The following is a 10,779-nucleotide window of genomic DNA, read 5'->3' on the forward strand; positions in this document are numbered from 1 at the left end:
GGCAAACGCTGCCGCCTGTGGTGGCGTCAGCGCTCCGGCGCTGACCACGGCGTTTAACCAGTCCCAGAGTCGAGTCACACAACGCGTCTGTTGCTCAGCCACTTCCTGCAGGTGATCCAATAATTGCGCCTCCAACGTCTCAATCGAGGTGGCCAGCACTTGCGGCTGCAGGGCCAGGGCGATGCGCTCGGCCAGTGCGGCGGTGTCCGGGGACAGCGTGCGTAGATCGCGCAGACGGCGCTCATAATAGGGCGTGACGAGTAACGGCATGGCAGGGGTGTCCTTATCCGAGTCAGTGGCCCACAGTGCGTAAAACCATAGCAGGGGTGCATAGAGAAAACGGAAATTTTCGTACGATAAGCCCTGCTGACAGTCCCAAACCCTTGCGTTGTGCAGTCGGTGTCCGAATGGAGTACACCTCACTCAGGCGTCAGGATGATTACTCGCCCCACGTCAGATTAGGGTCTATTTCTGCATTTTCTGACGCTGCAGCGTCCACCTCTACGACCTCAACCTGACACAGAACGCTTAGCGTACGAAAATTTCCGTTTTCTCTATTCGCCCCTAGCAGGGGGGGGCTGGTGTACCAGTGTAGGGGGGGGTTGGTTTCCGTGCCCAGAAAAAAAGGCCCCCACGACTCTCTCAAGTGTGGGGGCCTTTTGAACATAAGCGGCGTTATTCGTAATCCTGCCCGCTTACACCTTCTGACCGTACAACCCGGTACCGGTCTTTTCCTTAGGCTTGCCAAGCACATAGACCGGCCCTACTTCCTCTTTGCCTGCCAGCTCGCGGGTTCCGCTGACCACAGCCACTATCACCCAGCCGTCGGCCAAGTACCGATTGGCATCATCCTCGCTGAATGATTCATAGATCTCGCCGATATTTGTATTCGACATCGTGACTCCTTGGGTTGTGTAGGCAGCACCGACACGGTACGGCCGGGGGTTCCTTTAGTGTTAAAAAACCTCCAGAACCCGATGACCAACATCTATGCTGGCTGTGCTACAAGCTCGTTTAGGCTAACAAGCCTGCTGACACCATCCCTTAGTACAACGATCTTTTCCGGCTCGCTCATGAACCAAGCGAACGTCCCCCAAGCCAAGCCTGTGATGGTTTTTTTGAAACCAGCCGTTTCGCGGTCAGCATAGGCAGTAACAAATGCTACCTGAGAACGCTTGAACTTGCCTTTGTCGGTAATGGCATACAGTGCCTCTTGGCGGCGCGGTGTGATAGCACCATCGGTAGCCACTACCTCAACAAAAACGATCAGGGGATCAGTTGGGCCAAGATCAACAAGGATCAAATCGGGTAGGTTTTTATGAGCCTCAATATCCAGACCGATGATCGACGCAAGCTTGAAATCCTGGACTGCCACTTTGTGGCTCGATTCGCTTAGCCAAATTACCCCAGGCTGCTCCAAGAATAATTTGGCGAATACTTCGACAACCGCCTTCGAGATAATAGAGCTAGGACCATGCGTAAGAGTTCGCGTTTCCCCGTTCGGAAAACTAACTAACACACCATCCTTACCAGTAGCGCCCATGCGCATCAGGGACACGCGAGCCAAAGCGCTCTGGTTCAAGTGGGCTTTTTGCCACTCTCCGATGGAGGCCTCAAGCTCGGCATCTTGAAGGGCTGGATTAAAGAGGGCAGCAAGTTCAGCCTTTAGCGCATAGCGCGGGATACCGGCAGTAGTGGACACTCCAGGTTTTTCATACACAGCACCGACAACAATAAGTCCCTCGCGCAGGGTTTCATCGCGAATAGGTTCTCGGGTGTTGTCTGCATACCAACGCACCCCAGGAACGACAAATTTTTTCTTGCGCAGGTTTGACCTATAGCTCAGCCTCGATTCATCGCTGCTGTCAGCAGCCTGTAGATCGGCCATGCGGTAGACATGAACAGGCCCAAGATATACGTCGTTGTTCTCGACCGCGCCTATATACAGCATGGTGAAAACCGTGCTCGCGGCAAGCTCACGGATGCAATAATTTCGATTGGGTGTTCCTTCAGGAAAGATCAGCGGTAGCCGCTCCGCAACAAGATCCCTTGTTACATAAGGAGGAAGCACTACATACCCCCTTCAAATAGTCTGGAGCAGGCGGCCTCGATGGTCGCTTTATCAGCACCTGCTTCAACCAAACGGGCTAACTCGCGCAGATCCTCTGGCGCAGGTAGGGGCAGCGACTCCAGCTCGTAAGCAGAAACAGCTACGGAACCGCTCACACAGCGAAACGCTCTGTCGGCAGCCGCACTATTAACGAACTCACCAAGCACCTCGGCGCTCACCTGGGGAGCCTCGGTTATCGGACGAATCATATTGATATGGTTCTCGATCACTACGCCTCCATGCTTCGCGATGAACTCTGCTGGCAAAGCTGCTGCAATGAGGCGACGGCTCTGCTCTTTTGCGGTGGTGCGCTGTAACAGGACGCAAGGCTTGGTAGTAATCAACCACCCGTCACCTTCTCTCAACTCAAAGTATGGGGCGTGATTCCTTTTCTCCGCCCGGAATACAAACTGTCCATCAGAGGTGATCGCCTCGGCCCAGATCAAGGGCAGACGTTTGCTACTTGGACGCTCAGCCAGTTGATCCTTGAAACGGTTCCAAACCAGAGGGCCAGTGCTAACACCATACCCCCAATCTGCCAGACGGTGAGGCATTCGTGTCAGCCGCTCGACCAATGCTGTCTGTTCCATTGTTCGGGGTAAAAGCCACGGTAAGGAAGGATCACTAGGGAGACTGACAATCCCCGTCTCTTGCACATTTAGACCATTGATGGTCGGCGCGATCTCCGACACAACAACATGTGCGGGGATGGCGCCACGCCGGTAAGTCGCAAGAGCTGTTTCCTGCAGAACATCATCAAAAACGCCCTTACGGGCTGCGACGAAGTCTATCGATAATGGCGGTGAGCAGCGCCCTAGCAAAGCACGCAAATTCTTAAAATAAACACCCGCTAGGAAAGAAGTTGGCGTGACATAGGCAATCACACCTCCTGGCTTCGTGTGGCGTAATGCGAGGTCAGTGAATAGACCGTATAGATTCGCGTGACCATAAAGAGAACGCTTATAGCGCTCTCGGGTTTCAGCATCGAGCTTTGCCCGTCCGTAAGGGGGATTACCAATCACCAGGTCAAAACGATCCTTTGGCGGACTACGTCGTAGTGAATCACAAACGGAGACCATCACCGGCAACCTACGCCCGGCCTTGCGGCTGATAGGCAGCAGTACGGCATCTAGTGTCACCTGGCTAAGCCAGGCCCCAAAGGGGTCTATCTCATATCCGCGCAAGCGATTGCCGATGCTCTGCATCAGCAACTTGGGGCTACAATCTGTCAGCTCGTCGAGAATGCGCTGGGCTATAGGTGCCAAAAACGCACCCCCACCACACGCAGGATCTAAAACGCGGCACTTCGCCCAATCAACGTTTGCGGCCGTAGCCTGGTCGATAAGCCTAGCGGTCAAAGACGGGGGCGTATAATAAATGCCGAACTCACCACGATGCTCGGTCGGCAACATCCCTGTATAGGTCAAACCAATCTGATAAGCCGCAGTTTCTGCGTCAAACTTCGCGGCAGTGCGACCGATAGTGTCGGCAAGCGAGGCGGCTGCCTCTGGCAGTTCCTCAGTAGCGAAAGGTTGTATTGGCTCACGCAACCGTTGCTGCACACTATCGTGATCATTCAGGCCATTCCACCAGGCTTCAATTAGCCGAACGCCGAATGCACGAGCCAGCGTTAGCTGACGGTCAATCGGAAAGGTATTAGCCAGAGCACGAGCCATAACTCGCGCAGAAGCCAGGGCTTGGCTCGGAGCTTCTACCGCACGTGTTGCCTCCAGCGGTGCAACTTTTACCTGTGCCTCTTGTGCCATACATCCCCCTTTTTGCGGGCCACGATTCTACAGGATTCGGCTTCCACGCCGACCGCTATTGCGTGCTAACTTATTTCGCAACAAGCGGAATATCCATGTAATGCAACCCATTCATCGTCAATTGTGGACGATAGAGAAAGTGGTGCATGTCGATTTTAGCGATAGCTGTGGCATCCGAGCCATTGGAAGGTGACATAGCTGGATGCTTAACAACAACCGTGTCACCAGCAGGATTTCGCGCACTAGATCATTGTTGAGCTTCGTGGGGGGCATTTTTATATGTGATAAAAACCGTTATCACCACCTTTAGACCGGGAAGGGCAGATGGACGTTTTTGAGCTGATACGGGACTTTTTTCATAAGCGCCAATCCAAAATCCTGATTGAGCGTGCAACGGGTGTCCGTCTGGTGACGGAGCGGGAGGAATCCTGTCGAGGCTGTTTCGCTTTTCCCGGGACCGAGTATGACGCCGGCATCGAGGTCGATGGCCAACATGTGGGGAAGATCCGCTACGGGATTAATCCGCTCAACGATCGGGTCTACATCTACGACCTGACAATTGTGGGTGATTCCCGGCGTCGTGGTCTGGCGACGCTGACACTCTGGCGACTGTGGTGCACTCACCAGGTGTCCTTGGTACCTCTGCACGAAGTAGGTACCGCCGTGGGATTCTGGAATAAGGCGCGCAAACGGTTTGCCGCTGCCGGCGTAGAAATCAAGCGCGATATCCGAACGGCTGACCAGGAAGAAGAAAAACTTCGCTGGCAACACCTGGTACCGGAATCTGAACATGAGCGAACCATGCGCCAATACTGGGAATGGGTCGAATCTGAAAACACTGCGGGTCGACCTGCAGGGCCGGGTATCCAATGAACTAGCTGATTGCCGGCGACCGTCGCCTAATTCCAGCTGGCCGCCGTGCCGGCAGCGGCCTTCACTATGGTAGGGGGAAATCCAGGGATAAACAGATCCCTTTCTTTTGGGAACTAGGACTCGGTTCCCTGAGTAAAAAGCCTTCGCCAAATGCTTGTAAGTCGTGACGCTACCTTTTACTCATTTGATCTTTTTGCTATGATGCAATGAGTATTTGATCATTAACGCTTTTACGTTTAGGTGCCCAATGAAGGTTATAGCTGTGTTGAACCAGAAAGGCGGGTCGGGGAAAACGACCATAGCCACTCATCTGGCACGTGCCCTACAACTGGATGGTGCCGATGTTCTGCTCGTGGATTCAGACCCTCAGGGTAGTGCCCGCGATTGGGCCGCCGTGCGTGAAGACCAACCACTAACCGTCGTCGGCATAGACCGACCGACCATTGATCGTGACTTGAAGAACGTCGCCCGCAAGGATTTTGTTGTGATCGACGGCGCACCCCAGGCGGCAGATTTAGCTGTATCGGCTATTAAGGCCGCTGATTTCATACTGATCCCGGTGCAGCCCAGCCCCTACGATATTTGGGCGACCGCCGACCTTGTTGAGCTGGTCAAGCAACGTATCGAACTCACAGATGGCCGCCTACAGGCTGCGTTTGTGGTGTCGCGGGCTATTAAGGGCACTCGTATTGGTGGGGAAATCACCGAAGCTCTGATTGGCTACGGCTTACCTGTCTTGGACTCTCGTATTACCCAGCGCGTCAGTTACCCAGGTACAGCAGCACTCGGCACGACGGTTCTAGAAGCAGAACCGGACAGCGATGCCGCTGATGAGATTCGCGCCCTAGCAAATGAAATTAAGCAAAAACTTCTTTAAGTATTTGAGGTAAAAAGTTAATGAGTAAAAATTCAGGCGCACTCACAGCTGGTCGCCCGAGTGCCAGGAACAAGGCCGCTACCCTAGCCAGTCTGTCCGATGATGTAGAAATAAAGCGGGTTAACTTTCAGCTTCCAGCCGATCAGCACACCAAGCTGAAAATCTATGCGGCCAAGCAAGGTAAAACGATCAAGGAGCTACTGACTGAGTATGTCGCAGCACTTCCTGAGTAATTGATAAAAAAAGTAAATGAGTTTTTGATTTTGTCAGTGCTTTTTGTGTGAACCTGAGTGGTCCCCCGGTGGGAAATGACTAAAGATTCCGGGTTAATCAGCTAATAGATATTTATGTTTTAGCTAGTTATGATGAGGCTAAGCCTCTTGAAGGATTTAGTCTTATGAAGTGTGATCTGGCGGAGTCTGGGCCATCTAAGAAAAACGTCACCAAGTCGAATGACTTGGTGAAAGCTGCTTACAAGCTGACCCTGAATGAGCAGCGTTTATTGTTGGCCGCTATTTCTCAGATTGACCCTCGTAAACCAATGCCTCGACCTATTTCGATCACGGCCCCTGATTTTTCAGAGCAGTATGGCATCCCGCTTAAGCACGCCTATGAGGCCTTGAAGGAGGCGACATCGTCGCTTTATGAGCGTGATATAAAAACATACGATGGTCGCTACAAAAGCCGCTTCCGCTGGGTTGACCGGGTGGACTACATGGATGGGGGAGGGGAGACAAAACTTTATTTTACAGTCCACGTGCAGCCCTATCTGGTCCACCTGAACAAGAGTTTCACGACATATGAACTAAAGCGAATCGCGGACCTATCCTCTACCCACTCAATCAGGCTGTTTGAACTACTACAGCAGTTCAAAAGCACGGGGTTCTACACTATCAGCGTTGAGGGTTTCCGGGAGTTACTAGAGCTAGGACCGTCCTACGAGCGTTACAGCAATCTCAAACTCAAGGTACTAGATCCTGCCATTGCGGAACTTAGGAAGAAAAGCGGCCTTCTGATTGAGCTGACGACAGAAAAAAAGGGAAGGGCTATCAGTCGACTGATCTTCAAATTCAGGGATGACGATCAGATGCGGCTCAATTTCCCCTAGTCTGTGGATAACAGCCGGAATCCTTAGCCTTTCAACCCGGAATCCTTAGCTCTTTCCCCGGAATCCTTAGCCTTTCAACCCGGAATCCTTAGCTACTTAAACGCCAAAGCCCACGTCCCACAAGGGCTACAGCGGTGCTAAAAACAAGATTAAAAACAAGAAAAAACAGGTTTAAAAAACACCGACACCAAAACAAGAATAAACACTCTCAAATAGCGTCCCTCCAGTCGCTATAGGCCGAGAAAACCGCACATTCCTGCAAATACGTGCATCGGCCTTTCGCTCCTTCGCGGCGCTGCCTGCGGCATGCACGCTACGCGCGCAAGTTATCAGTGTCGGGGGCGAACTCGAGCTTGCCCGGTCAACGTAGGTAGGTTTCTATTATCTCTGGCCTGAAATGCCCAAGCTCTTGGGACACGACGCGCTTGGCTTCTTCGCGTGATAAGTAGCGTTGCACTGTGCCCAGTCGCTCCTGGGCGTAGCAGTGCCTGAGCCCATGGGCCCCTTTTGACCAGCCAAGAGCTGCTTTGGAGGCAGCACCAAAGGACTTACTCCAGGGCTGACCACCACCCAGTCTGTAGTGCTGCTGATAGTGAACGCCTCGATCCGTGGTTCGGATGGGTTCTGCAAGGCGTGTTGCTTCCAGGCGTTTGGCCAACGGTATGGGAATACGAACCTCACGGGTCAGGCCTCCCTTGCCGTAAACGGTATAACCGATGGTTTCGTCACGGATACCAACAAACTTCAGAACATGTGCTGGGCGCTCATCCGGTGCTTGGTGATGGATGCGACGCAGGGTTAGCAGCTCATGGGCACGTAGGCCAGCGGCATGAGCAATCTCGGTGGCTAGAGCATTGTGGGCCGACTGTCTGGCTACGATCAGCGCAACCTGAGCACGGGTGTACAGCCTTGATTCCTCTGCGAGGCGCCTTCCGAGTGTTGGCTGTCCTGGTTTCCCAGTTTTGGATTTCGGAGCAGTGCTTCTGATGACTCCCAGGGTTTTACCTGTCTCCAGTCGATGAGTGACGTGTTGCATCATCGACTGAAGGGCTTGCCGCTCCATATCCAACGTTTTCTGACCTACAACCGCTGCGCGCTCGCGCAGGTAGTCCAAGGCGCTGGCAGGCGTCATGTCCCGCAGACTGCCTAGGCGCTGTTCTTGGAGATAGACAGTGATTTGTTTCAGACGGGATTCGTAGTTGCGGACGGTGCTGACCGATTTGATGCGGTCACCCTGCAGCTGCTTCATCACTGAGGCAGCCTGTGTTGCCGGTTTAGCGAACTTAGCCATCCTGCCGGTTTCGGTGCAGCCAGCGATTTACCGTTGAACGCGCGACAGTGATTCCCTTTTCAGTAAGCCAGGTCTGTAACTGAGTACCGTTGCAGCCGGCGTGATCCAGGTTCAATAAGTCATATTTGTGTTCATCCAGCACTGAGCGCTGCTGGGCGTAAGTCCGCGGTTTTCGCCGTTCCTTGGACTGCGCTTTGAGTCGTGCGGCAACCGCTTCGACATTTAAATGCTCCATTTCGGTTTTCCTTCTGTAAGAACAACTGACCGCATCGACGGTTCAGCGACACTCCCGCTTGCGCGATATCTCTAGTGCCTGTTCGCCCCCCTTTGCACTGGTGTGCAGGCGGGGACTGATCACGCCTCCTGATCTACGAGTTAGGTCTCGGTCTTGCCGTTTTAAGGTCTGGCTTGCGCGACCTGATGCCCGTTTACGGTTGGGCTCCGTGTCGGTTGTATCGATACGATGACGTATCAGTACCTGACGTGCGGGGGCCTTAACAACGAATCACGTTGTTAAGGCCCCCTTCCACCTATGCCCTTCGGTGACGATGACGTCGCGTTGGGGGCGCCGGGTAGTGCGGTTAAGGCCGGCACAGACTACGTGTCCAGACTAGAATGATCCAGCTTTATCTGTGTAGCGCTTTTTTTGTTGCGTCTATTTGGCAATATGTCATATACCCCGCTATGTAAGAGCAATTCTATTGCGTTACGTAGCGGGGTTTCGACGTTTATGGGCGCAACATTTATTGCGCAAAGATGATCGTGAAAATCCTACAACACCCCCTGAGAAACCATTGGGGGGCTTCAAGGTGCCGTCAGGGATATTTCTGAGACCACTGGGCCCTGCCTGGGAAAGCCTTTGGATGGCACTGGCGAATCACTGACATTCATCCTCCCACCACTGAGATTTCACTCAGCGTCCTTTGGGCTGGCACTGCCAGGCGCTCAGAGATTTTCGGATATCTCGGAAAACCCACTGGGAATCCCAAGATTTCTACAGCCGGCATGCACGATTCACCGAAATGGCGTTGCCGTTCCCTTGGCAGACCATCGCGGCACCTTCAGATCCCACCTAGGGGACTGACGATTTTGTGGTTCCGCGATGACACACCTCGACCCACGGTTAACGTTTGCCTCTCGAACGAAATCTGAGGTGTGAGATGAAGTGGCTGTGGATGACACTTTTCTGTGGTGGATTGGGGCTCTGGATCGGTTCACATCGCTGGCTGCCGCTGTGGAGCATTGTTGCGCTGAGGGTGCTGGGCATCGCTTTGTGGGGCTGGGCGGTGTGGCTGGAGCATCGGGAGGGGGGCAGACCATGATGAACGCTGATCTAGATGAGTTAATGCTCGTCAGTTGCCTCTGTCCGGAGCTGGTCTGGTCGGCATCTTCGACGCGGTCTGTGATCGTTGCGAATGATGGAGCAGTGTTGCGCCTGTACTGGATGCCGCTGCTTTTGTGGCTTGATCCGTTTCGCGCTGAATTATTCGTTTCAGAGCTCAATGGTAGGCGGAAGTCAGTGATGTCAAAATGATACTTTGGTTTGAGCAGGTTACTTTGGGTTACCGCTCCCATCTGCTCTCACAGGACGCTAGGAAACAGCGTCATCGATAAAACGAAAGGAATGTTATGCGTACTTTTTTCAAGTTAGTGGCAGTGGCTGTTGTCGGTGCAGTTCTTGCTGCCTGTGGGAGCGAAGACTTCACAGGGGCTTACCGGCTTAAAGATTCAGATATGAAGGTGGCAATAGTTCTCAATATTCATGGTGATGAAGCCGAGCTCTTTGCGGACGATGGAAAGGGCGGTATCAAATCGTTCGGTAAGATGAAGGTCTTGGTAAAAGATGGAAAACTTCTTCTTGATGTGAACGGTTCTAAGCGCTTGGCCATGAAGCGCAACGTCGATGAGCAAAGCCTTGATTGCCTTAACTGCAAGGTAATGAGCCTGAAGAAGGACGATCTGGTTTGGGAATATGACCCTAAGGGGCCATATGACGTAGATCAGATGCTAAAAGAGCAAGCCCGTAAGAACGAGGAGGCGCTAAATGCTGGGCTGGAAAAAATGCAGCAGGAAGCCATGGAGCAAGGGCGACGTGATGCACAAGCCCTGAAGCTGACACCTTATGAAGGTGACTGGGTCTACCAACGCACCACGAAACAAGACCCGTTGACCATTATGACCATCTGGCGCAAAAGCCAGATCAAAAGCTGGTCGTTCAACTTTGAGAACATGGATTATCGTCTGGGACACGAGGTTCCAAGGTTCGAGGTCACGGACGCTGGTTTGAAGGTTGGCGATGGTCCCCAAGCTCACCTGTACACCCTCAGTGCGGACACAAAGATACTGACTTGCATGGATTGTGCGAAGTCGGAGCATTGGGCCAAAGCTGATCCTAAGAAGGATCTCAGTGACCGTCATTACGCCCGTCAGATGGCCGGTAATCCATGACACCCTAGTAGCAACGAGCTTCGCCTTGCTCAAGGCGCCTACTCAGCCCCGCACTCGACGGGGCTTTTCTTAGGGACAAAAAACCGCCTCCGTAAGGCGGTTTTTTGTGCCTGTGTTTTACGGTTTTATACGTCACAGTTCCACCGCAAAGCCTCGCACACCAAGCCTTTCGGCAAAGCGACCCACCGCCGTCAGGCTGGCCCAGGTACGAATCGCTTCGCGCCGTGAGCGCACCGCGATCAGCCGGGAGTGCGGCCCGCCGAGGCGTACCGAAAACGTCCACTTGGTGCGGCTAGCATCGCGGCC

The 10,779-nt window shown here is 53.3% G+C and carries 11 protein-coding genes; 5 read left to right on the top strand and 6 right to left on the bottom strand.

Annotation, left to right across the window (positions count from 1 at the left end; translation table 11 throughout):
* From ACP7BO_RS23575 to ACP7BO_RS23590, 4 genes are all read right to left on the bottom strand, one after another.
* Nucleotides 1–270: hypothetical protein (locus ACP7BO_RS23575; protein ID WP_426212938.1), on the bottom strand; the 270-nt coding region annotated here is incomplete at its 3' end.
* 425 nt (nucleotides 271–695) lie between these two features.
* A complete protein-coding gene (locus ACP7BO_RS23580) occupies nucleotides 696–896 on the bottom strand; it encodes a hypothetical protein (protein ID WP_153328869.1) in 201 nt (66 codons plus the stop codon).
* Between the two features lie 92 nt (nucleotides 897–988).
* Entirely contained in the window at nucleotides 989–2,071 is a 1,083-nt protein-coding gene (locus ACP7BO_RS23585; protein WP_178127021.1) for a BsuBI/PstI family type II restriction endonuclease, read from the bottom strand.
* Nucleotides 2,071–3,876 carry an HsdM family class I SAM-dependent methyltransferase gene (locus ACP7BO_RS23590; protein WP_153328868.1) on the bottom strand — a complete coding sequence of 602 codons (1,806 nt, stop codon included), beginning with the start codon at nucleotides 3,874–3,876 and terminating at the stop codon, nucleotides 2,071–2,073. Before ACP7BO_RS23590 ends, ACP7BO_RS23585 begins: the two co-directional genes overlap by 1 nt.
* A gap of 324 nt (nucleotides 3,877–4,200) precedes the next feature.
* On the opposite strand from ACP7BO_RS23590, the gene ACP7BO_RS23595 reads away from it, so the two are divergent.
* The 4 genes from ACP7BO_RS23595 (at nucleotide 4,201) to ACP7BO_RS23610 (ending at nucleotide 6,734) form a co-directional block, all read left to right on the top strand.
* Nucleotides 4,201–4,749 (top strand): N-acetyltransferase, encoded by a 549-nt coding sequence (locus tag ACP7BO_RS23595; RefSeq protein WP_426212939.1) that lies wholly within the window; start codon nucleotides 4,201–4,203, stop codon nucleotides 4,747–4,749.
* Between the two features lie 247 nt (nucleotides 4,750–4,996).
* On the top strand, nucleotides 4,997–5,626 hold the full coding sequence (gene parA / locus ACP7BO_RS23600) for a ParA family partition ATPase (protein WP_073510313.1): 630 nt from the start codon (nucleotides 4,997–4,999) through the stop codon (nucleotides 5,624–5,626).
* Nucleotides 5,627–5,646: 20 nt separating this feature from the next.
* The gene (locus tag ACP7BO_RS23605; RefSeq protein ID WP_073510314.1) at nucleotides 5,647–5,859 is read left to right on the top strand and encodes a chromosome partitioning protein ParB; all 213 of its coding nucleotides are present in this window, start codon (nucleotides 5,647–5,649) and stop codon (nucleotides 5,857–5,859) included.
* Between the two features lie 164 nt (nucleotides 5,860–6,023).
* A complete protein-coding gene (locus ACP7BO_RS23610; RefSeq protein ID WP_153328863.1) occupies nucleotides 6,024–6,734 on the top strand; it encodes a replication initiation protein in 711 nt (236 codons plus the stop codon).
* 361 nt (nucleotides 6,735–7,095) lie between these two features.
* Here ACP7BO_RS23610 and ACP7BO_RS23615 read toward each other — a convergent pair whose 3' ends face one another.
* A complete protein-coding gene (locus ACP7BO_RS23615; RefSeq protein WP_426212940.1) occupies nucleotides 7,096–7,983 on the bottom strand; it encodes a site-specific integrase in 888 nt (295 codons plus the stop codon).
* Between the two features lie 34 nt (nucleotides 7,984–8,017).
* The gene (locus tag ACP7BO_RS23620; RefSeq protein ID WP_073510317.1) at nucleotides 8,018–8,260 is read right to left on the bottom strand and encodes a hypothetical protein; all 243 of its coding nucleotides are present in this window, start codon (nucleotides 8,258–8,260) and stop codon (nucleotides 8,018–8,020) included.
* A gap of 1,394 nt (nucleotides 8,261–9,654) precedes the next feature.
* On the opposite strand from ACP7BO_RS23620, the gene ACP7BO_RS23625 reads away from it, so the two are divergent.
* Nucleotides 9,655–10,473, top strand: a complete 819-nt coding sequence (locus ACP7BO_RS23625; protein ID WP_178127020.1) for a hypothetical protein — start codon at nucleotides 9,655–9,657, stop codon at nucleotides 10,471–10,473.
* The last annotated feature ends 306 nt before the right edge of the window (nucleotides 10,474–10,779 follow it).

Source organism: Pseudomonas sp. TWR2-1-1 (genome assembly GCF_049897045.1).
In the GTDB taxonomy this organism is placed as follows: Bacteria; Pseudomonadota; Gammaproteobacteria; order Pseudomonadales; family Pseudomonadaceae; genus Aquipseudomonas; species Aquipseudomonas versuta.

Excerpts from the sequence above, each read along its gene's own strand:
- ACP7BO_RS23580 (WP_153328869.1), bottom strand. The coding sequence starts at position 896 with ATGTCGAATACAAATATCGGCGAGATCTATGAATCATTCAGCGAGGAT.
- ACP7BO_RS23590 (WP_153328868.1), bottom strand. The coding sequence starts at position 3,876 with ATGGCACAAGAGGCACAGGTAAAAGTTGCACCGCTGGAGGCAACACGT.
- ACP7BO_RS23595 (WP_426212939.1), top strand. The coding sequence starts at position 4,201 with ATGGACGTTTTTGAGCTGATACGGGACTTTTTTCATAAGCGCCAATCC.
- parA (WP_073510313.1), top strand. The coding sequence starts at position 4,997 with ATGAAGGTTATAGCTGTGTTGAACCAGAAAGGCGGGTCGGGGAAAACG.
- ACP7BO_RS23605 (WP_073510314.1), top strand. The coding sequence starts at position 5,647 with ATGAGTAAAAATTCAGGCGCACTCACAGCTGGTCGCCCGAGTGCCAGG.
- ACP7BO_RS23610 (WP_153328863.1), top strand. The coding sequence starts at position 6,024 with ATGAAGTGTGATCTGGCGGAGTCTGGGCCATCTAAGAAAAACGTCACC.
- ACP7BO_RS23615 (WP_426212940.1), bottom strand. The coding sequence starts at position 7,983 with ATGAAGCAGCTGCAGGGTGACCGCATCAAATCGGTCAGCACCGTCCGC.
- ACP7BO_RS23620 (WP_073510317.1), bottom strand. The coding sequence starts at position 8,260 with ATGGAGCATTTAAATGTCGAAGCGGTTGCCGCACGACTCAAAGCGCAG.
- ACP7BO_RS23625 (WP_178127020.1), top strand. The coding sequence starts at position 9,655 with ATGCGTACTTTTTTCAAGTTAGTGGCAGTGGCTGTTGTCGGTGCAGTT.